The sequence below is a fragment of the Microbacterium sp. UBA837 genome (genome assembly GCF_002296025.1).
Lineage (GTDB): Bacteria > Actinomycetota > Actinomycetes > Actinomycetales > Microbacteriaceae > Microbacterium.
In genome coordinates, this window is sequence record NZ_DBHD01000172.1 from 1 (window position 1) to 20049 (window position 20049).

Genomic DNA, 20049 nt, shown 5'->3' on the forward strand with positions numbered 1-20049 from the left:
CGAGACGAGCCTGATCGACATGGACGAGGTGCGCCGCCTCGCGCTCGAACACCGTCCGCAGGTCATCATCGCGGGATGGTCTGCGTACCCACGCCAGCTGGACTTCGCGCGCTTCCGCGAGATCGCCGACGAGGTCGACGCGCTGTTGTGGGTCGACATGGCTCACTTCGCCGGGCTCGTGGCCGGCGGCGTGCACCCCTCACCCGTGCCGCACGCGCACGTGGTGTCATCCACCGTGCACAAGACCATCGGCGGGCCCCGCTCGGGATTCATCCTGACCAACGACGAAGCGATCGCGAAGAAGATCAACTCGGCGGTCTTCCCGGGGCAGCAGGGCGGCCCCCTCATGCACGTGATCGCGGCGAAGGCGACGGCCTTCAAGCTGGCTGCGACCCCGGAGTTCCGGGAGCGGCAGCAGCGCACGGTCCGCGGTGCGAAGATCCTCGCCGACCGGCTCGCCCAGCGCGATGTCGCAGATGCCGGCATCGCCGTCAGATCCGGTGGCACCGACGTGCACCTCGTGCTGGTCGACCTGCGAAACGCGGCGATCGATGGGAAGCAGGCGGAGGATCTGCTGCACGAGATCCAGATCACCGTCAATCGCAACGCCGTCCCCAATGACCCGCGCCCGCCGATGGTCACCTCCGGTCTTCGGATCGGGACGCCGGCGCTTGCCACTCGCGGTTTTGGGGACGCCGAGTTCGCCGAGGTTGCCGACATCATCGCGCTCGCGTTGCTGCCGAACCCCGATATCGATGCCCTGCGTGCGCGCGTCGCGACGCTGACCGAAGCCTTCCCGCTCTACCCGGGGCTGTCGCAGTAAGGACGGCGTGCACGGGCCCGTGGCCAACGGTGGGCGGGGCTTCGGCAGCCGGCTCTGGCTGACGGGACCCGGCATCCGTAGAATACCTATGGACGTAGTTATCCGTCCCGGGACGCGGATGTCGCGGGATGACGACAGGAGACGCGAATGACTGCACAACTGCTCGATGGCACCGCGACAGCCGCCGCGATCAAGGGGGAGCTGCGTGACCGCGTCGCTGCCCTCGCGGAGCGGGGCATCGTGCCGGGCCTGGGTACTCTGCTCGTCGGCGATGACGGCGCCTCGCGCTCCTACGTCACCGGCAAGCACCGCGACTGCGCGGAGGTCGGTGTCGCATCGATCGCTGTCGAGCTGCCCGCGACGGCGACGCAGGACGAGATCGCGGATGCTGTCCGTGCGCTCAACGCGGACCCCGCCGTCACCGGCTTCATCGTGCAGTTGCCACTGCCCAAGGGCATCGATGAGAACGCGATCCTGGAACTGATCGACCCGGACAAGGATGCCGACGGCCTGCATCCGACGAACCTCGGCCGGCTCGTGCTGGGCGTCGACCCCGCCACCGCGGTTCCGGCGCCGCTGCCGTGCACGCCCGCCGGGATCATCGAGCTCCTCACCCGTCATGGGGTTCAGGTAGCGGGAAAGCACGTCACTGTCATCGGCCGCGGTATCACCGTCGGTCGCCCGCTCGGTCTTCTGTTGACTCGCAAGGGCACTGACGCGACAGTGACCCTCACCCACTCGCGCACCCCCGACCTCGAGGCTCAGGTTCGACGGGCCGACATCGTGGTCGCCGCCGTCGGGCAGCCGCACCTGGTTAAGCCCGAGTGGATCGCGCCCGGCGCTGCCGTGCTGGATGTCGGCGTGACCCGGGTCGGGACCACCGAATCCGGGCGCGCGAAACTTGCCGGAGATGTCGATCCCGCCGTGGCGGAGGTCGCCGGTTGGCTCTCGCCCAACCCTGGGGGCGTCGGACCGATGACCCGCGCGATGCTTGTCGCGAACGTCGTCGAGACCGCCGAGCGTCTGGCGAGCTGACCGGGCGGTTAGCGATCATGGCAGAGGCTGATCCGAGCGACGCGCGGGCGTCGATTCCGCTCGAGCAGTGGCTGGACCGCCTCGGCGAGGCGACGGGCGCTCCCGGCGGTGGTTCTGCGAGCGCGGTGATGCTCGCCCTCGCGGCCGGCCTGCTGCGCATGGTTGCCGAATACACTCCCGGCAGCGACGAGGCGAAAGCTTCGGGTCGGCGACTCCTGGTCCTTCGAACGCGTGCGCTGCACGCATCGGATGCCGACAGTGAGGCATCCGTCGCGCTGGGCGCGGCCCTCGCTCTTCCAACCGAGGATCCCGCCCGCGAATCCCGTCTGCTCCGCGCCGCGGTGGACGGTGCGCGTTCGTCCGTGGAGGTGGGCGAGGTGGGTATCGCCCTCGTCGCCGAGCTCGACGTGCTGGGCCGGGTGGGCAATCACCACCTGGATGCCGACCTTGCCGTTGCTCGCGAGGCGCTGCGAGCGGGGCTCGGAGGGGCGCTTGTGAACCTGCGTGCAAACCTCGATCTCGTCGCCGCCCACTCGGCTGGATCCGGAGAGGCGGAATCGACGTCCGAGGGCGAGTTGCGACGAGCCGAGCGACGCATCACGCACGCGCGGGGGTCACTGGCGGAGCTGCCCTAAAACGCCGTCGTGACAAGCGTCACGCCCTCGTCGCTGCGCTCTGGCACAATGTCGCCGTGACTTCTCGACCGCGTGCGCGCTCCCGTGCCCGCAGCATCGGCGTGATCGGGGGAGTTCTCGCGATCGCGCTGCTCTACGTCGTCGTCATCGTCCTGTACGCGGCCGGGGGTCGGATCGAGCATGCCGAAGCCTCCAGCGGTGGCGAGGGTGTGCCGCTGGAGTTGACGTTGACACCGGTCGACATCGATGGGGCGGCGAGCACCATGTCGGTGCGCATCAACCCCACCGATCTGGGATCGTACTCATCCGACGACTTCTCGATGGACGAAGCTGTGCACGTGCTCGTCACGGGAACCAATGGGGCGCGCACGATCGAATATGGCGCCGACGAGGTCGTCGGCGCCGAAACGGTTGCACTGACGCTCGACGGGTTCATCGAGCAGTGGCCATTCGACCGTTACACCGCCGAGACCCTGATCGCGCCGATGCGCGTTGATGCCGACGGTCAGGGGGTACCGATTCCCTACGTCCTGACGGCAGACGGTCGTGTCCCGGGATGGAACGTCGTTGCGGAGGCGGTGTCGACTGTGTCGGTGGTCACCGAGGACGGCACGATCACGCTCCTCGGGGTCCAGTTCACGATCACGCGGGCGGCATCGACTGTCGCATTCGGACTGGTGCTGTTGACGCTGATGGTGATCGCGCCAGTTCTGGTGCTGACAGCTGCCATCACGGTGTATCGCGGCAGGCGAAAGATCGAGGTGACGATGCTCGGGTGGATCGGGGCGATGCTTTTCGCCACGATTCCGCTGCGAAACTTCTTTCCCGGGTCACCACCCATCGGATCCTGGGTGGACTATCTGATCGTGCTGTGGGTCATCGCGGCGCTCATCGCCGGGCTCGTGATCTTCGTCTTCGCGTGGCTGCGCAACGGTCCGGATGGCGTGGCTGCCGCCCAATCCGCGGGCGATGCCGACGCGCAGGGTGACGCATCCGATGCTGATGCGGGTTCAGACGGCGGCGCCGGCGGAGGCGAGTGAGCTACGGCCGGCGTCGGGCAGAGTCCCAGAGGCGACCGGTCTGCGCCTCGAGCCGGTCGTCGATCGCGTCATAGATGAGCCACGCGATGGCCAGCAGCACTGGGGGCGTGATCCACCCCCAGAAAAAGCCCGCGACATCGACGCCGGACAGCACCACGACGAGCATCCAGACGATCGCGGCGACGACGAGCACGACGCCCGCCTGAACGAGTTTCGTGCCAGCCCGGGTGAGGTCACGGCTCGACCGCTCGGCGCGTCCTCCCAGCCAGCGTCGCAAGGCAGGCTTGACCCAGATCGTCGCCAGCGCGAGCACCACTGCCGCCCACAGCACCGACCAGCCGACCGAGACCTGCGGCATGATCAGTCCGATCAGCAGCAGGACGGCGACGTCGAAGACGTAAAGCGTCACGAATCGGATCAGCCAGGCGCGCACGGATCCACCCTCCCACAGATGCCGTCGTGTCGCCGTGCGCGGAGCGACGCTGTTAGTGGCCCCGCGGTCCCGACCATCCATGGCGGTGGAGGGCGCTTCGAACCACCGACGTCGCGCTCCCGTCTCGAATGCGTCGTGAGGTGAGGCGAACGACCTCCCACCCCTGCGCCGCCAGTGCCGCCGTTCTGTCGATGTCGCGATTCCACTGCGCGCGATCTGTCCGGTGGTGATCGCCTTCGACTTCGACGATCAGGTCGAACGCTCGGTGCATGCCGTCGACAATGGCTATCAGCGCTCCGTCTGCACCGCGGACCTCGACATCCAGATCCATGTGGGGCAGTCGCGCGGCCTCGGCATCCAGCCGATATTCCGTCTCGAGCCGGGAGGCACTACCGACGCGCACCGACGTCAGGGCACGAACGAGCGCTTTGCGATGCCGCCTCCCTGGCGCGAGTGCTGCTGCCTCCAGCTGTGCGGGCGTGGCCAGTCGCGCGTTCGGCATCGCGCGACCTCGATGGTCGCGAGGAACGCGCACGAAGTGATCCCCCATGATCACGAGCCACCGTTCCGAAAGCTCCCCGCCGACCATCGCCCAAGTCGACGCAGGAGTCGTCACGCGCAAGCCTCCGACATCCATCACGTGCGCAAGGTGCTCGCGCGTCTGAAAGCCGGCCACGCCTCGGGCTCGCGCTGCCCGATGCGGGTGCATCGTGCCAACCGACAGGTCCGCGTCAGGGTCGAAGCCGTCGGGCAGCGGGCACCCGAGAAGCGCCGCTGCCGTCATCCCCGTGAAGAACCCTCGCCGGCTCATCACACGACTGTATGCGCGGGCTCGCTCGAGTACCCGGGCGCGAACGCGAGCGTCGATCGCTTGCGGACCCGCGAACGCGGAGCGTGTCGCAGGGTCGGGGAGAATGCGAGTGGCGTGGAACGGCCGCTCGAGATCGGACCCGCGCAGCCGCCCGGCGGTCACACCCATCGCTCGGGCCTCGGCATAGGCGAAGGGGGTGGACAGCGTCGAAGGAAGCGGGGCGTGGCGGCGCGGCATCCGTTCAGCATCCTGGACGAGCCGTGCACGTGGCTGGCCGTTCAGGCAACTCGTGTCATCCCGCGCTGAACTCAGGTGTGGGGAGGAGCCCATGCCGGCCTCTCGAGCATCACTACGTGTTCCTCGCGCGCGGTCCCAGCGGAAAAAGATGGGCTCCCATTGTCGTTTGCAGGGCCTGAGGCGACAGTTTGCGCCCACTTATCGCATCGAGACGACAATCTGCGCCCACTTCTTGGGGGCGAGCCACGGATGCTGCCTCAGGCGTGACGGTCGAGGAAGGCGTACACCTCGGAGTCGTCGACGCCGGGAAAGTTGCCACGGGGGAGCGGCGTGAACATCTGCATGTGCACGCGGGCGCTCGGCCAGGCCTTGCCCTCCCACCGCGACGTGAGCTCCGCGGGTGCTCGGCGGCAGCAGGCTTCGTCGGGGCAGGTGGAGACCGCACGCTTGGTGGTCTCACGGCCGCGGAACCAGCGGGCATCGTCGAACGGAACCCCCACACTGATCGAGAACTCGCCGTCGGCTGTCGTACCGGTCTGCGTGGCGCACCAGAACGTGCCCGCGGGGGTGTCGGTGTATTGGTAGTGCTCGGTCGTGCGGTTCTGCTCCGAGAAGGCGGCACGGGCCGACCACTTGCGGCAGGCGATCTGGCCGTCAACGGCACCGGTGACATCCATCGGCAGGGGGAGGTCGTCGTTCTCGTACACCCGTGAGATGGCACCGGATCCGTCGACGCGCAGGAAGTGCAGACGGATGCCGAGATGCTGCGTCATGAGGTTCGTCATCCGCATCGCCGCAGCCTCGTGCGTGACACCGAACGCATCGCGGAAGTCCTCGACGGCCAGATTGCGTTCCTTCTTCGCCTGCTGCAGGAACGCGACGCCGTTGGTCTCGGGGATGAGGCAACAGGCGGCGAAGTAGTTGATCTCGAGGCGCTGCTGCAGGAAGTCGGCGTACGACGTGGGTCGCTGGTGTCCGAGCAGCCGGTGGGCCATCGCCTGCAGTGCCATCGAGCGCAGCCCGTGGCCGCCCGGGATAGACGCGGGCGGCAGGTAAATGCGGCCGTTCTCGAGATCGGTGACCGATCGCGCCGAGCGCGGAAGGTCGTTGACGTAGAGCAGCTCGAACCCGAGGCGCTCGGCCATGATGCTCACGGTGCGGTGGGTGAGCGCGCCCGAGACGTGACCGGCCGCCGCAAGCTGCTTCTCGGCGAGCTTTTCGATATCGGGCAGGTAGTTGTCACGCTCGCGCATCCGCAGGCGCAGCTCCGTATTGGCGCGCCGCGCCTCCTCGGGCGTTGCGATCGCTTCTCGCTCGCGGCGATCGAGCTCCCGGTGCAGGCCGAGTATCGACTCGATCGTCTCATCGGGTGTCCCTTTGGTGACCTTCACCGGCGGGATGCCGAGCCTGCGAAACACGGGGCTTGCCTGCGCGCGTTCCAGCTCGATTTCGAGCGCAGCCCGACGATTCGGGGGTTCAGCGGCGAGGAGGTCGGTGACCTCCAGTCCCGTGGCGTGGGCGATCGCCTGCAGCAGCGAGAGTTTCGGCTCGCGCTTGCCGTTTTCGATGAGGCTCAACTGGCTTCCCGCGACCCCGACCTGTGCACCCAACTCGTCCAGCGTCCAGCCCCGAGACACGCGTTCGTGACGGATGCGGTGCCCGAGCGTCACCAGTTCGAGGTTCGTGGGTGCCATTCCTTGATGCTAGCGAAAGAATTTCGTTTCTTACGAGGCTGAGCCGCTTCAACCCGCCCTCCGCGTGCAGGAAAGTGGAGAAAGACCCCCAGTCGACGTCGCACACAGGAGAGACAATGGCCATCGCTGACATTACTCGCCCCACTATCTCGGCGCCCGCGTCGGCATCCGGCCAACTGCCATCCATCTCCGGCCCCGGCATGGACGCGTTGATCGAGTGGGTCGATGAGATCGCTGCGCTCACCAAGCCCGACCGGATCCACTGGGTGACCGGCTCGCGCGCCGAGAATGAGGCGCTGCTGAGGGAGCAGGTCGAGCAGGGCAAGCTCATCAAGCTCAATCCCGAGTGGCGCCCGGGCTCGTACCTTGCCCGCTCGCACCCGAGCGATGTCGCCCGCACCGAGGCGCGCACCTTCATCGCCTCTGAGCGCGAAGAAGACGCCGGCCCGACAAACAACTGGGTCGCGCCCGAAGAGATCCGCGCCACCATCACGCCGCTGTTCGACGGATCGATGCGCGGACGCACGATGTACGTCGTGCCGTTCTCGATGGGAGCCGTCGGCGGCCCGCTGTCGCACATCGGTGTGCAGATCACCGACAGCGCCTACGCCGTCACCTCGATCGGCATCATGACCCGTGTCGGCACCGATGTCCTGCGCGAGATCGCGAACGGGTCGCCGTGGGTGAAGACCGTCCACTCTGTCGGTGCGCCGCTCGCGCCCGGTCAGGATGATGTCGCCTGGCCGTGCAACGACGAGAAGTACATCGTGCACTTCCCCGACACCCTGGAGGTGTGGTCGTACGGTTCCGGGTACGGCGGTAACGCCATCCTCGCGAAGAAGTGCTTCGCGCTGCGCATCGCCTCGGTCATCGGCCGCGACGAGGGATGGATGGCTGAGCACATGCTGCTCATCCGCGTCATCAGCCCCGAGGGCAAGGCCTACCACCTCGCCGCAGCCTTCCCCTCGGCCTGCGGCAAGACGAACCTCGCGATGCTGCGCCCGACGATTCCCGGATGGCGCGTCGAGACACTCGGCGACGACATCGCGTGGCTGCGCCCGGGCGAGGATGGACGCCTCTGGGCCATCAACCCCGAGGCCGGCTTCTTCGGTGTCGCCCCCGGCACCGGCGAGTCCACGAACGTCACGGCTGTCGAAACGCTCTGGGGCAACACGATCTTCACGAACGTGGCACTTCGGCCCGACGGAGATGTGTGGTGGGAGGGACTCACTGACGAGCCGCCGGCAGAACTGATCGACTGGGAGGGAAACCCCTGGACCCCGGCATCCGGGCGACCCGCCGCTCATCCGAACTCGCGGTTCACCGTACGCGCCGACCAGTGCCCGCAGATCGCCGACGACTGGGATGCTCCCGAAGGCGTGCCGATCGACGCGATCCTGTTCGGCGGACGCCGTGCCACGAACGTTCCGCTCGTGGTCGAGGCAACCGACTGGGCGCACGGGGTCTTCCTCGGCTCCACGATCTCGTCCGAGCGCACCGCGGCTGCAGAGGGAACGGTCGGCGAACTGCGTCGCGATCCGTTCGCGATGCTGCCCTTCTGCGGCTACAACATGGCCGACTACTTCGGGCACTGGGTCAAGATGGGCCAGAAGCTGAGGTTCGATCGTGCACCGCGGATCTTCCAGGTCAACTGGTTCCGCAAGGGGGCTGATGGCCGCTTCCTCTGGCCCGGGTTCGGCGACAACTCCCGTGTCATCGAGTGGATCATCCGTCGCGTCGACGGCAAGGTGCCGGCGCTTGACAGCCCTATTGGGCGCCTTCCGCGCATCGAGGACCTCAACCTCGACGGTATCGAGGTTCCGCAGGAGGATCTCGAGGAACTGTTCGCCGTCGACCCGGAGTCGTGGCTGCACGAGGCAGACCTCACCGAGGAGTTCTACGGGGTCTTCGATGGCCGCATCCCCGCCCAGCTGAACGCCGAACTCGCAGCCCTTCGCTACCGCCTCAAGTCCTCCTGACCCGGGCGTCCTCCTCCCGCCCGCATCCGGCGCAACCCGCGCCCCTCGCGAACCCACCCCTTCTTGCGTTACCCCACAGGTTTCAGCCGCAGGAAGGGGTGGGTTCGTCGAGATTGTTGTGGGTTCGGCGGGGCGGGTCAGACCAGGAGTTGGTGGCGGGCGAGGTCGCGGTAGAGCGGCGTGGACTCGACAAGTTCGCCGTGCGTGCCCTGACCGATGACCTCACCGTTCTGCATGACGACGATCAGGTCGCTGTCAACGACCGTCGACAGGCGGTGGGCGATCACGAGGAGGGTCCTGTCGGCCGCGACGGCGTCTATGGCATCCCGCATCCGCTGCTCGTTGAGTCCATCCAGCGACGACGTCGATTCGTCGAGCAGCAGGATGGGGGGAGCGGCCAGCAGGGCACGCGCAATCGCCAGGCGCTGACGCTCGCCGCCCGAGAGCATGACGCCGTTCTCGCCGACCGGGGCCTGAAGGCGCAGCGGACTGCGCTCGAGCACCTCGGTGAGATTCACGGCCTCGAGGACGCGCTCGCAGTCGGCATCCGTCGCCTCGGGGGACGCGAGGCGCAGGTTCTGGGCGATCGTGCCGGCGAGGGTTGGTGCGTCCTGCTCGACGTAGCCCAACTGTGCACGGAGCTCTTCGCGCGGGAGGGTTCGGATGTCTGCGCCGCCGAGCAGGATCGCGCCGCCCGTCGGATCGTAGAACCGCTCGATGAGCGCAAGCGTCGTGCTCTTGCCGGCACCCGAGGGGCCGACGATCGCCACACGCGACCCACGCGGAACCCGGAACGATACGCCGCGCAGCACGTCGCCGGCGTCAGTGGATGCCTCGGCCGGGGCTGCTGACGCATCATCCGTGGCGTCCTCGGTGCCGCTGGGGAGCGCGATCGCCGAGGTGTCGACGTGCGCGCTCTCGAGCACGGCGCGCGCCTCGGTCTCGGCCTTCCGGCGCGCGGCGACGACGGCTTCGGGATAGCGGAACCAGACATCCCGGAACTCGATTGCCGCAATCTGCTCGTCGGCGCCTGCGCCCGCGGCGTGTTGTGGCGAACGAGCGGGGGAGGCTGCGCTGACGGATGCCGCCAGTCGCGCGTCGTCGGCATCCTCGGTCGGCAGATTGAGGATCTCTTGAATGCGACCCAGCGCACCCAGAGCCTGGTTCACCGAGGTGATCGCCCCGAAGAAGCTGCCGAGGGGACCCACGAGCAGGAACAGGAAAAGGATGAAGGTCACAAGACTTGCCACCTCGATCGCTCCGGAGGCTACCCGATAGCCGCCCACACCCAAGACGACCAGCAGCGAAACCTGAAGGGCGATCCCCGCGACGGGGACGACAAGCGCGGAGACCTTGGCGATGCGGACCCCGACCCCGTACGCGTCAGTTGCGACGCCCGTGATCTCGGTGACCTCGCGTTCGGTAGCTCCGGCCGCGCGCACGGTTCGGATCGAACTGACCGCGCGCTCGACCGAGGAGGCCAATTCACCGACCTTCTCTTGCTGCTCGCCGGTCGCGCGACGGATGCGGCCGCTGAGCACCACGACGCCGGTGATGGAGACCCCGATCACGACGACAATGGCCAGCAGCAGCAGGGGATCAATCAGCGCCATCGCGACGAGGGCGCCGATGAAGATGAGGGAGTTGCCCACGGCATCCGCGAGTCCCTGCGTCAGGACCGCATAGAGCAGCGTCGTGTCGGTTCCGACACGGGAAACGAGGTCACCTGTGCGCCGCGCGTCGAATTCGCGGATGGGGAGGTGCAGGATGCGGGCCACGAGCTGTCGCCGGCTGGAGTAGACCACGGCAGTTCCGGTGCGCTGCAGCAGGTAGTGCTGGAACCCGGAGATGACCGAGGCTGCCACCACGAGCGCAATGATTCCCCACACCAACAGCCCGAGGCCGCCGCCAGCCTCGACTTGCGCAATCACCTGCCCGACCAGCAGCGGCTGGGCGAGGGTCGCGACGGCCCCGATGATACTCAGGATGGCGACGACGATCAGCACGGTGCGGTGCTCGAGGAGGAACGGCACCAGCTGGCGGAACGTCGCGCGTGGGCCTTCCTCGGGGGTGCGGCGCCCACGACGGGCGGGACGCGTATCAGCGCGCGACATCGAGACCTCGATTCGGGGAGGGGGTTATCTACGACGGTACTCCGCGCTCGTAGGCCCCGGCCGCGCCAGAGATGCCTCGGGTGAGGATCTGCGCCGAGATCGTGAGAGAAATCGTCGACAGTCGAGTCGCAGACACTATTGTCGTGTCAAGGGGACGCCGACCGTCGCCGCCGCGCGGGGTCGCCTGACGCGCGACGGCGACCCTCCGCGTCAGCTGGATGCCGCGCTGGTCTCCCGGCGGTAGTTCTCGCGAGCGTATGACGAGTAAGGTGCCGGGGCGACAGTCGCACGGATCTCGACCTGACGGTGCGGCTCGACAGCGGGCTTCGCCGAGTTCGGCTCCTCGCCCCAGACCACCACAACCTCGGTGCCCGGCTCCGCGGCATCCGGAACGAGGCTCGCCAATGACGCGAATACCTGCTCGTTCGTGATGTACCCGGCATCATGCGAGATCCCCACATCGTGCCCGTCGATCAGAACACGGTCGACCTGGTAGAGCCCGTAGCGGGCCTTCGGGAAGTCGATGTACTTCGCCGGCAACCCCGGCTCGAGCAGGGATCGCTGTGCAGCTGCGACATCGTCCGGGTTCCAGATCAGCGTCACCTTGACCCGTGTGGGCTCCTGCGCGATGCGCTCGAGTGCCTCCCGGCCGAGGAAGTCGTGATCGAACGCCACACTGCGGCCGTAACCGAGGTCGTAGGGCGTGACGTAGTAGTCCTCGATCCGCTCGGAGGTGAGGCTTCCGGCCAGAGACCCGGCGCTGGTTGCGGGAAGCCAGTCGAGGTACCGTTCCGCGTGGGCCCCGGTGAAGATGGCAGGCAGGGGAGAGGGAACCCACGCGGATTCGAGATTCGCCGAGGAGTACGCCTTGGATCCGACCCGCACGAGCCCGAGCGGCTCTCCTTCGCGCAGCAGCGCGTCCCGGACGCGCTCGCCCTCTTCCCACGGGCCGAACAGCTCGAAGCCGGGCTGACCGGCCATTCCGTGACGCAGTGAGCGCACCGTGATGCCGTCGATCGTGAATGTCGCCATGTGGAAGAAGCGGGTCGGCGGTACGGGGGCGCCGGTGACCCTCTCCATGAGTTCAAGTGCGTTCGGTCCCTGCAGCTCATACCGGTACAGGGTGGGGTTTCCGGCGCGCACGATCGAGTTGCCGTCGCGCTCGAAGGTGACGTCGTAGTCGCCGGTCTCGCCGTGGAACTGCACCCAGTCGATCACCATCTGGTGGCCGACGAGGTCGAACCCTTCGTCGGCGAGATAGAACAGGATTGCATCGCCGATCAGATACCCCTCGTCATTGACCGCGATGAACTGCTTCGCGTTGTCAACCTGGAATCGCGCAAAGCTGTTGACGCCGAGATCGCTCAGCAGGCGCAGGGCATCGCGGCCGCGGATGAACAGGTCGGTCATGTGGTGGGACTGGTCAAGAAGCGCCACTGTCTTCTGCCAGGACTGCTGCTCCGACCTCCAGTTGCTGAACTCCGCCGTCACGGGGAAGATCGTGGGTCGCGCCTGGGCGTTGCGCAGAAGCTGCACGGGGCTTCCCGCTCGGGCGATCGCGGCGGCCAGCGACTCGGTCATGTGAACTCCTTCGTTCTCGGGGCTCGACGCGGTGCGTGCCGGCCCGAGGAGACGCTATCCCAAGCAGGACTGAATCAAATAGCATTTTCTAATGAGCGCTGCTAATAGCTCTGTGAGCGGTCCTCATATTGACTCGATTGAGGTGCACGCATGCTCACTGACCTGAACCTCACCCGGGTGTTCGTCGCGATCTACGAGGCGGGCAGCCTCACAGCGGCGGGCCGCCGGCTGTTCGTGACGCAGTCGGCCATCAGTCAGTCCCTGGCGCGGCTGCGGCGGGAACTCGGCGATCCGCTGTTCGAGCGAACGGCTCAGGGGATGCGGCCCACAGCGCTTGCCGACGCGATCTATCCCGAGCTCCACGAGGGCATGTCAGTGATCGATCGAACCATTGCGGCAGTAACCGGCTTCGACCCTCTGACCTCCGAGCGCACCTTTCGCATCGCGCTCTCGGAACTCGGTGAGATCGGCTGGCTCCCGGCGATCGGCGACGCGATGGCGCTCGGAGCGCCGCGCGCGCGCCTTGCCGTCACAGCGTTGCGCGGTGAAGACCTCGAGGATCTACTCACCCGAGGATCTGTGGACCTTGCCATCACCCCGGCGGAACTGCCCGCTGCGTTCGAGCGCCAGACGGTCAAGCGCGAGGAGTACCGCGTCGTGATGTCCTCGCAGAACCCCCTCGTCGGCGCTGAGATGAGTCTCGAGGCGTACCGTGCGGCGCGTCGGGTCTGGGTCGAGGGCGACTCGAGTGCCCGCCTGTTGGCCGGCGTACACGCTCGCCACGGCGTGAGCGAGCCGCCGGCGGTGAGCGTGCAACACATCGCGTCGCTCCCGCCCTTACTCGCGCGGTCGACGACGCTCATCGCGACGATTCCCGAGACACTGGCTGTCGGATGGTCGCGGAGCTGGCCGCTCATCATCCGCGAACTGCCCTTCGCTCTCGGACCCGTCGAACTGCATCTCTATCGTCGCCGGTCCCCACAGCATGCTGGAGCACTCGACTGGTTCTTCGACACCGTCTCGGCGGCGGTCAGTGGATTCCCGGGTGGGTTCGAAGGCATCCACATCTCGTCGTGACGTGGACGCCCGGAGACGATCTGGGGGACGGATGCCGAAGCATCCGTCCCCCAGATCGTCGTGCGCGCGAAGCGCGGCTCGGATCAGAGCGATCCGGTGGTGCGCCAGCCGCCCTGGTACTCCTGGCGAGCGGTCACGGCATAGGGTACGGGGCTCACCACGGCGCGGATCGCGATCTGCTCGTGTGGCTCGACAGTCGTCTTGCCCGATCCGCCGTTCGGCTCGCCCCAGACCACGCGGACTTCGGCTCCCACGGGAACGTCGCGGTCGACGGTGGCCAGCGACAGACCGCGCTTCTCGTTCGCGGTGACGCCCGTGAACAGCGAGAGTCCCACGGTGTTGCCGTCGGCATCGATGACGGCGTCGTAGTTGCTGGACCCGTAGTTGGCGTTGGGCAGGTCGAAGAACTGGTAGCCGGGGCCCTCGCGGTCGAGCACTGACGCGAGCACCTTGGTCAGGTCCTCGTCGTTCCAGGCCAGCGTGACCTTCTTGCGCTGGGTCTCGGGGTCGAGCTTCTCGAGTGCGTCACGGCCGATGAAGTCGTGGTCGAACTTCACGAACGAGCCGTAGCCGAGCTCCCACGGGTTGAGGTAGTAGTCCTCGATGTTCTCCGAGACGAAGGACCCTGCCAGGGCGTTGATCGCTTCGTAGCTGTTCGCCGGCAGCCACTCACGGTAGGCACGCTCGGCCTCGCTCGAGTAGATCGCCGGCAGGGGCGAGGGGATCCAGCCCGACTCCAGGGTGTTCGACGAGTACGCGCGCGACCCGCAGGGTTCGATGCCGAACTCGCGCCCGGCCTCGAGGATGGCGTCGCGGATCTTGCCGTGCTGCTCGTAGGGGCCCCAGATCTCCAGGCCCGGAGCGCCCGCCATCCCGTGACGGAGCGTGCGCACCTTCTCGCCGGCGATCGTCATTTCGCCCATGTGGAAGAACTTGACCTGCTCGACGGGGCCACCGGCGAGCTTCTCGATGATCGCCCAGGCGTTCGGGCCCTGGATCTGGAAGCGGTAGTAGTCGCGGTGCACTGCCTGGCCGTAGGGGCGGGAGGGGGAGCGGTCGTCGTAGCGGAACTCGACGTCGTATCCGCCGGTCTCGGCGTGGAACTGCAGCCAGTTGGCGCCGGGAGCGCGGCCGACGTAGACGTACTCACCCTCTGCTTCGTGGAAGAGGATGCCGTCGCCGATCACGCCGCCGTTGGAGGCGGTGGGAACGAACTGCTTGGCGGTGTTGACGGGGAAGTTCTTGAAGCCGTTGATGCCGGTGTCGCTCAGCAGTTTCAGCGCGTCGGGTCCCTTCACGAAGAAGTTGACCATGTGGTGGCTCTGGTCGTAGAGCACCGCAGCGTTGCGCCACGCCTTCTGCTCGCGGCGCCAGTTGCTGAACTCGGCCGGAACAACGGGGTAGATGTACGTCCCGAGCTGCGAGTCGCGCAGCATCCGGACGGTGTCGCCCTTCTCGTCCAGCAGCTCTTGCAGATTCTTGGCCATGGGTGTCTCCTCGACTTCCTCGTCCGGGTGGCTTCAGCGAGATCGTACGGGCAAAATTTACCTATGTCCAGAGGTAAATGAGTGATAGACAGGATGCATCGGTAGAGAGGCTGTGTCAGAGAGGACACCCATGGCTACGAGCGAGAACTTCGACCTTGCCCACCTGGGCGCCGTGGAGTTGTTCACTCCGCGGTTCGAGGAGAGCCTCCGGTTCTTCCGCGACATCTGCGCAATGCGGGAGGTAGCCCGCATTGGCGATTCGGCGTATTTGCGGTGTTGGGACGAGTACCAGCTGTACACGCTGAAGCTCACCGCATCCGACACGAACGGCGTGGGACGCACCCTCTATCGCGCATCGAGTCCGCAGGCTCTGGAGCGGCGGGTCGCGGCGATCGAGGCATCCGGACTGGGCCACGGCTGGCGCGATGGCGAGGTCGGGGTGGGCCGGTCGTTCGAGTTCGAGGACCCGGACGGCCATCTGATGGCGCTGTACTACGACACCGAGCATTACGTTCCGGATGACGAGGATCGCCCGGCGCTGAAGAACCAGGCATCCGCATACCCCGGCCGCGGGATCAACGCACGGCGGATGGATCACATCAACTATCTGGCCAGCGACGTCAACGCCGCCGGAGAGTTCTGGCGCGATGTCATGATGTTGCGGGAATCCGAGCGCGTGCGCCTCGATGACGGCCGGTACGGTGCGTGGTGGTTCCGGTTCAACCAGAAGTCCTACGACGTCGTGTACTCAGACGACTGGACGCACCAGCGGGGCCGGTTCCATCATTTCGCGATCGCCCCGGACTCGCGCGAAGACATCCTCAAGGCCGCGGACATCTGCCTCGAGAACGGCATCTACATCGAGTACGGCCCCTACAAGCACGCGATCAACCAGACGTTCTTCCTGTACGTGTGGGAGCCGGGCGGCAACCGCATCGAGTTCGCCACAGCGCAGGGCCGCCTCATCCTCGACCCCGACTGGCCCGTCGTCGAATGGAGTCAGGCCGAGCGCGCCAAGGGCCAGGCATGGGGCATGAAAACGGTGCCGACGTTCCATACCCACGGCACCCCGTTCGTCGAGGACCAGGAAGAGATCGATCGTGCGGCCCTCGAGGGCCGCCCGTACGTCAAGCGCTCCTGAGCATCAGGCGCTCGTGACGGTCACTCCCAGACGGTGGCGGCAGTGTCGACGACCAGGCGGATCTTGGCCCACTGCTCGTCCTCGGTGAGGAGGTTACCTTCCTCGGTCGAGGCGAAACCGCACTGGGGGCTGAGGGCCAGCTGCTCGAGCGGCGCGAACTGCGCAGCCTCCTGGATGCGGGTGCGCAACAGGTCGGCATCCTCGAGCTCGCCCGACTTGGTGGTCACCAGGCCCAGCACTACCCGCTTGTGGCCGTGGGGGAGGAAGCGCAGCGGCTCGAAACCACCGGCGCGGTCGCTGTCGTACTCGAGGAAGTAACCGTCGTAGTTCGTGTCGGCAAGCAGGTGCTTGGCAACCGGCTCGTAGCCGCCGGAGGAGATCCACGTCGATCGGAAGTTGCCGCGGCACACGTGGGTAGTGATTGTCATGTCGGCGGGTTTGGCCTCGAGGATCGCGTTGAGCATCGCCGAGTAGCGCTCGCCGATTCCCTCGGTGCGGATGCCGCGGGCCGCTGCCTTTTCGAGCTCTTCGGGTGAGCAGAGGTAAGCCCACGCCGTGTCGTCGAACTGCAGGTAGCGGCATCCGGCGTCATAGAAGGCCTGCACGGCATCACGGTAGGCCTGCACGAGGTCGGGCACGAGCGCATCGCGGTCCGCGTAAAGGCCGGTGGTGATCCCGGCGGGCTCGAGACGGAAATCGAAGACGGTGGGGGCGGGGATCGTGAATTTCGGTGTTGCGCCGGTTGCGGCAGTGGCGTCGGCCAGAGCGCGGAAGTGGGCGAGGAACGGATGCGTATCGCTGAAGCCGATGCGTCCGCCTACCTGCAGGCCGAGCGGCCGGGTCTGCACACCCTGGAACTGGATGCCGTGGTCGAGCTCGACGACCTCGACACCATCGAGCATCCCGAAGAAGTCGAAGTGCCACCATGACCGGCGGAACTCGCCGTCGGTGGCAAGCCGCAGACCGTTCTGCGCTTCCTTGCCTACGAGCGCGGCGATCTGGGCGTCTTCCACCTCGCGCAGTGCGGTGTCGTCGATCTCTCCCGCCGCACGCGCGGCGCGGGCCTCGGCGAGGGCTGCCGGTCGGAGGAAACTGCCGACGATGTCGGCGCGGTAGGGAAGCTGTGTATCGGTCACACCGGGATGCTACTCCGACGTCTCGCGATGTCGGAGATCACTCGTACAGTAGGACGGTGCCAGAGCCCGTCATTCGTGCCCACAACCTCGTCAAGGCCTACAAGATCGCGGGCAAGGACGACTTCCTCGCCGTGAACGGCCTGTCGTTCGAGGTTGCCCCCGGTGAGTCCTTCGGGCTGCTGGGTCCCAACGGTGCAGGCAAGTCCACGACGATGAAGATGATCGGCGCAGTCTCGACCCGCACGAGCGGAGAGCTAAGCATCCTGGGCTTGGATCCCGACCAGTACGGTCCCGAGGTCCGCTCGCGGCTGGGCGTCGTTCCGCAGCAGGACAACCTCGACGGCGAACTCAACGCCCGCGAGAACCTCTTCATCTACGGCCGCTACTTCGGGCTGCCCGGCAAGGTGTGTTCCCAGAAGGCCGATGAGCTGCTGGCGTTCGCCGCGCTCGAAGACAAGGCAAAGAGCAAGGTCGATCAGCTCTCCGGCGGTATGAAGCGCCGGCTCACGATCGCCCGCGGACTGATCAACGACCCCCGCATCCTGCTGCTGGACGAGCCCACGACGGGTCTTGATCCGCAGGCCCGGCACGTGCTGTGGGATCGCCTGTTCCGTTTGAAGGAGCGCGGCACGACTCTCGTGTTGACCACGCACTACATGGATGAGGCCGAGCAACTGTGCGACAGGCTCATCGTGGTCGACAAGGGTCAGATCATGGCCGAGGGAACGCCGGCCTCCCTCATCCGCGAGCACTCCAGCCGCGAGGTGCTCGAGGTGCGTTTCGGATCGGACCGCAACGAGCAGGTGGCGCCCCAGCTCGAGGGGATCGGCGACCGCGTCGAGGTGCTTCCCGACCGGATCCTCGTCTACGCGCACGACGGCGAACGTGTGCTGGAGCAGGTGACAGCCGCCGGGCTGCAGCCGCTGACCTCCCTGGTGCGTCGGTCGAGCCTCGAGGATGTCTTCCTGCGCCTGACCGGAAGGTCACTGATCGAATGAGCACGCCGGTTCCTGACGCGCGCACTCAGCCCTCGCTCGACGAGCTGCGCACCGAAGCGCTCGCCTGGGGGCGCAAGCCCCGCCGACGGGGGTCGTGGTACGTCGCCGAGCACATGGTGCGTGCGATGCGCGCGTACGGATGGACCATCGTCGTCGGGGCGCTCGGGCAACCCATCCTGTATCTGCTCGGACTGGTGCTCGGACTTGCCGTGCTCCTCGGCGGCACGATCGAGGTGCACGGCGAGCAGGTCGACTACCTCCTGTTCGTTGCGCCGGCGCTGCTCATGACCGCAGCGATCGGCGTGGCCACAGAAGAGTTCACCTACCCCGTGATGTCGGGCTTCAAGTGGCGGCGCTACTTCTACGGGTTCAACGCGTCGGCGCTGTCGAGCCCACAGATCGCGAACGGCGTGATCCTCGGAGCCTCGGCCCGGATGCTGATCGCCGTCGTCGCCTACTACGTCTTCATCACCCTCTTCGGCGCGGTGCCCGACCCCGCCACCGGCTGGGTCGCAATCTTCGTCGGTCTGCTCGCGGGCCTCGCTTTCGGAGTTCCTCTGATGGCATACGCCGCCTCCATCCAGGACGACAAGGGTCAGTTCGCTCTCGTGCAGCGCTTCCTGTTCGTTCCGATGTTCCTGTTCTCGGGCACCTTCTACCCGCTCGATAGCCTTCCCATCTGGCTGCAGTGGATCGGCTGGATCTCGCCCCTGTGGCACGCGTCCGAGCTGGGCCGGATGGCGACGTACGGGGCCCCGGGCGGCCCGGGTGCTGCCGCGGTTCACCTCACGTATCTCCTCGTCCTCACCGTCGTCGGCTACGCATTCGCTCGCCGCACTTTTACGCAGAGGCTCGCGAAATGACCGCGGTGGCATCGGAAACGGAACCGCGCCGCAGCGGGAGCGTCCGCGCCCTGTGGTCGGGTAACCCCTGGGCCGTCGTGCAGCGCGGTCTCATCGCGGCGCGCTCGTCGAGCTGGGTTGTCGTGCTCTCGGGCTTCTTCGAGCCCGTGTTCTACCTGTTCTCTCTCGGCATCGGCCTCGGAATGCTCATCGAGAACGTCGAGACGTCGTCGGGAATGGAGGTCTCCTACGCGGCCTTCATCGCCCCGGCGCTGCTGGCGGTCTCTGCGATGAACGGCGCGATCTACGACTCCACCTGGAACGTCTTCTTCAAGCTGAACTACGGCAAGCTCTACGAGGGGCAGCTCTCGACATCTCTTGGGCCGCTGGATGTCGCCTTAGGCGAGATCCTGTACGCGCTGCTGCGCGGCCTCGTGTACGCCACCGGATTCATGATCATCATGCAGTTCGCTGGCCTGAACCTCGCGCCCACGGCGATCCTCGCCCTCCCCGCTGTCGTGCTCATCGCCTTCGGATTCGCAAGCCTCGGGATGGCAGTCACGAGCTACATGAAGACCTTCCAGCACATGGACTGGATCAACATGGTGCTGCTGCCGATGTTTCTCTTCTCGGCGACCTTCTACCCGATCACCGTGTACCCCGAGGCAGTGCAGGCCATCGTGATGGCCCTACCGCTGTGGCATGGCGTCGAACTCATCCGCGGGCTCACCACTGGGGCGCTCTCGATCGCAATGCTCGGTCATGTGCTGTACTACGTGGTCATGATCGCTATCGGCCTCGTGTTCACGACCACGCGGCTGCGGAAGCTCTTCTTGGACTGACGCGACTGCTCCCGAGTCTCGCGCTACAGCGAGACGGTCTCGCCGGGCCCAATCTCCTCGTAGTCCACGTCCTTGGTCTCCGGAGACAGTATGAGGGCGATGAAGGTGAGTATGGCCATCGCCGACAGGTAAAGCCCGACGAGC

Annotated in this window: 17 protein-coding genes; 10 read left to right on the forward strand and 7 right to left on the reverse strand. The window is 66.7% G+C overall.

The annotated features are described in order from the left end of the window. From B3587_RS12135 to B3587_RS12150, 4 genes are all read left to right on the forward strand, one after another. Positions 1 to 823, forward strand: an 823-nt coding sequence (locus tag B3587_RS12135) for a serine hydroxymethyltransferase (RefSeq protein ID WP_292729006.1), incomplete at its 5' end; no start/stop codon positions are given. A gap of 147 nt (positions 824 to 970) precedes the next feature. Then, complete coding sequence (locus B3587_RS12140) at positions 971 to 1858, forward strand: bifunctional methylenetetrahydrofolate dehydrogenase/methenyltetrahydrofolate cyclohydrolase (protein ID WP_292729009.1); 888 nt, start codon at positions 971 to 973, stop codon at positions 1856 to 1858. A gap of 17 nt (positions 1859 to 1875) precedes the next feature. Then, positions 1876 to 2493, forward strand: a complete 618-nt coding sequence (locus tag B3587_RS12145; protein WP_292729012.1) for a cyclodeaminase/cyclohydrolase family protein — start codon at positions 1876 to 1878, stop codon at positions 2491 to 2493. Between the two features lie 56 nt (positions 2494 to 2549). Next, positions 2550 to 3533 (forward strand): DUF4436 family protein, encoded by a 984-nt coding sequence (locus B3587_RS12150; RefSeq protein WP_292729014.1) that lies wholly within the window; start codon positions 2550 to 2552, stop codon positions 3531 to 3533. Between the two features lies 1 nt (position 3534). Here the strand turns inward: B3587_RS12150 and B3587_RS12155 are convergent, their stop codons facing one another. The 3 genes from B3587_RS12155 to B3587_RS12165 form a co-directional block, all read right to left on the reverse strand. Beyond that, complete coding sequence (locus B3587_RS12155; protein ID WP_292729016.1) at positions 3535 to 3966, reverse strand: hypothetical protein; 432 nt, start codon at positions 3964 to 3966, stop codon at positions 3535 to 3537. 52 nt (positions 3967 to 4018) lie between these two features. Beyond that, positions 4019 to 5014 carry a DUF559 domain-containing protein gene (locus tag B3587_RS12160; protein WP_292729019.1) on the reverse strand — a complete coding sequence of 332 codons (996 nt, stop codon included), beginning with the start codon at positions 5012 to 5014 and terminating at the stop codon, positions 4019 to 4021. 257 nt (positions 5015 to 5271) lie between these two features. Continuing rightward, a complete protein-coding gene (locus B3587_RS12165) occupies positions 5272 to 6708 on the reverse strand; it encodes an XRE family transcriptional regulator (RefSeq protein ID WP_292729022.1) in 1437 nt (478 codons plus the stop codon). A 116-nt stretch (positions 6709 to 6824) separates the two neighbouring features. On the opposite strand from B3587_RS12165, the gene B3587_RS12170 reads away from it, so the two are divergent. Further along, positions 6825 to 8687 carry a phosphoenolpyruvate carboxykinase (GTP) gene (locus B3587_RS12170; RefSeq protein ID WP_292729024.1) on the forward strand — a complete coding sequence of 621 codons (1863 nt, stop codon included), beginning with the start codon at positions 6825 to 6827 and terminating at the stop codon, positions 8685 to 8687. 137 nt (positions 8688 to 8824) lie between these two features. Here the strand turns inward: B3587_RS12170 and B3587_RS12175 are convergent, their stop codons facing one another. Together B3587_RS12175 and B3587_RS12180 are read right to left on the reverse strand one after the other, a co-directional pair. Then, positions 8825 to 10801, reverse strand: coding sequence for an ABC transporter ATP-binding protein (locus tag B3587_RS12175; RefSeq protein ID WP_292729026.1), 1977 nt, complete (start codon positions 10799 to 10801; stop codon positions 8825 to 8827). Positions 10802 to 11011: 210 nt separating this feature from the next. After that, complete coding sequence (locus B3587_RS12180; RefSeq protein ID WP_292729028.1) at positions 11012 to 12382, reverse strand: aminomethyl transferase family protein; 1371 nt, start codon at positions 12380 to 12382, stop codon at positions 11012 to 11014. A 150-nt stretch (positions 12383 to 12532) separates the two neighbouring features. On the opposite strand from B3587_RS12180, the gene B3587_RS12185 reads away from it, so the two are divergent. Beyond that, positions 12533 to 13459, forward strand: a complete 927-nt coding sequence (locus B3587_RS12185; RefSeq protein ID WP_292729030.1) for a LysR family transcriptional regulator — start codon at positions 12533 to 12535, stop codon at positions 13457 to 13459. 83 nt (positions 13460 to 13542) lie between these two features. Here the strand turns inward: B3587_RS12185 and ligM are convergent, their stop codons facing one another. Continuing rightward, positions 13543 to 14946 (reverse strand): vanillate/3-O-methylgallate O-demethylase, encoded by a 1404-nt coding sequence (gene ligM / locus B3587_RS12190; protein ID WP_292729034.1) that lies wholly within the window; start codon positions 14944 to 14946, stop codon positions 13543 to 13545. Positions 14947 to 15076: 130 nt separating this feature from the next. Between ligM and B3587_RS12195 the strand changes: the two genes are divergently transcribed. Further along, a complete protein-coding gene (locus B3587_RS12195; protein WP_292729037.1) occupies positions 15077 to 16087 on the forward strand; it encodes a VOC family protein in 1011 nt (336 codons plus the stop codon). Positions 16088 to 16107: 20 nt separating this feature from the next. Here B3587_RS12195 and B3587_RS12200 read toward each other — a convergent pair whose 3' ends face one another. Next, positions 16108 to 17223: a 5-methyltetrahydropteroyltriglutamate--homocysteine S-methyltransferase gene (locus tag B3587_RS12200; protein WP_292729040.1), complete on the reverse strand. Its 1116-nt coding sequence runs from the start codon at positions 17221 to 17223 to the stop codon at positions 16108 to 16110. A gap of 56 nt (positions 17224 to 17279) precedes the next feature. Between B3587_RS12200 and B3587_RS12205 the strand changes: the two genes are divergently transcribed. Genes B3587_RS12205 through B3587_RS12215 form a run of 3 tightly spaced genes read left to right on the forward strand, consistent with a single transcriptional unit; the run spans position 17280 to position 19905 of the window. Beyond that, complete coding sequence (locus tag B3587_RS12205; protein ID WP_292729043.1) at positions 17280 to 18221, forward strand: ABC transporter ATP-binding protein; 942 nt, start codon at positions 17280 to 17282, stop codon at positions 18219 to 18221. Next, the gene (locus tag B3587_RS12210; protein WP_292729046.1) at positions 18218 to 19084 is read left to right on the forward strand and encodes an ABC transporter permease; all 867 of its coding nucleotides are present in this window, start codon (positions 18218 to 18220) and stop codon (positions 19082 to 19084) included. Before B3587_RS12205 ends, B3587_RS12210 begins: the two co-directional genes overlap by 4 nt. Beyond that, entirely contained in the window at positions 19081 to 19905 is an 825-nt protein-coding gene (locus B3587_RS12215) for an ABC transporter permease (protein ID WP_292729049.1), read from the forward strand. The genes B3587_RS12210 and B3587_RS12215 overlap by 4 nt, the downstream gene beginning before the upstream one ends. Positions 19906 to 20049 lie beyond the last annotated feature (144 nt).

Coding starts and splice junctions, on each gene's coding strand:
- B3587_RS12140 (WP_292729009.1), top strand. CDS start 971: ATGACTGCACAACTGCTCGATGGCACCGCGACAGCCGCCGCGATCAAG.
- B3587_RS12145 (WP_292729012.1), top strand. CDS start 1,876: ATGGCAGAGGCTGATCCGAGCGACGCGCGGGCGTCGATTCCGCTCGAG.
- B3587_RS12160 (WP_292729019.1), bottom strand. CDS start 5,014: ATGCCGCGCCGCCACGCCCCGCTTCCTTCGACGCTGTCCACCCCCTTC.
- B3587_RS12165 (WP_292729022.1), bottom strand. CDS start 6,708: ATGGCACCCACGAACCTCGAACTGGTGACGCTCGGGCACCGCATCCGT.
- B3587_RS12170 (WP_292729024.1), top strand. CDS start 6,825: ATGGCCATCGCTGACATTACTCGCCCCACTATCTCGGCGCCCGCGTCG.
- B3587_RS12175 (WP_292729026.1), bottom strand. CDS start 10,801: ATGTCGCGCGCTGATACGCGTCCCGCCCGTCGTGGGCGCCGCACCCCC.
- B3587_RS12180 (WP_292729028.1), bottom strand. CDS start 12,382: ATGACCGAGTCGCTGGCCGCCGCGATCGCCCGAGCGGGAAGCCCCGTG.
- B3587_RS12185 (WP_292729030.1), top strand. CDS start 12,533: ATGCTCACTGACCTGAACCTCACCCGGGTGTTCGTCGCGATCTACGAG.
- ligM (WP_292729034.1), bottom strand. CDS start 14,946: ATGGCCAAGAATCTGCAAGAGCTGCTGGACGAGAAGGGCGACACCGTC.
- B3587_RS12195 (WP_292729037.1), top strand. CDS start 15,077: ATGGCTACGAGCGAGAACTTCGACCTTGCCCACCTGGGCGCCGTGGAG.
- B3587_RS12210 (WP_292729046.1), top strand. CDS start 18,218: ATGAGCACGCCGGTTCCTGACGCGCGCACTCAGCCCTCGCTCGACGAG.
- B3587_RS12215 (WP_292729049.1), top strand. CDS start 19,081: ATGACCGCGGTGGCATCGGAAACGGAACCGCGCCGCAGCGGGAGCGTC.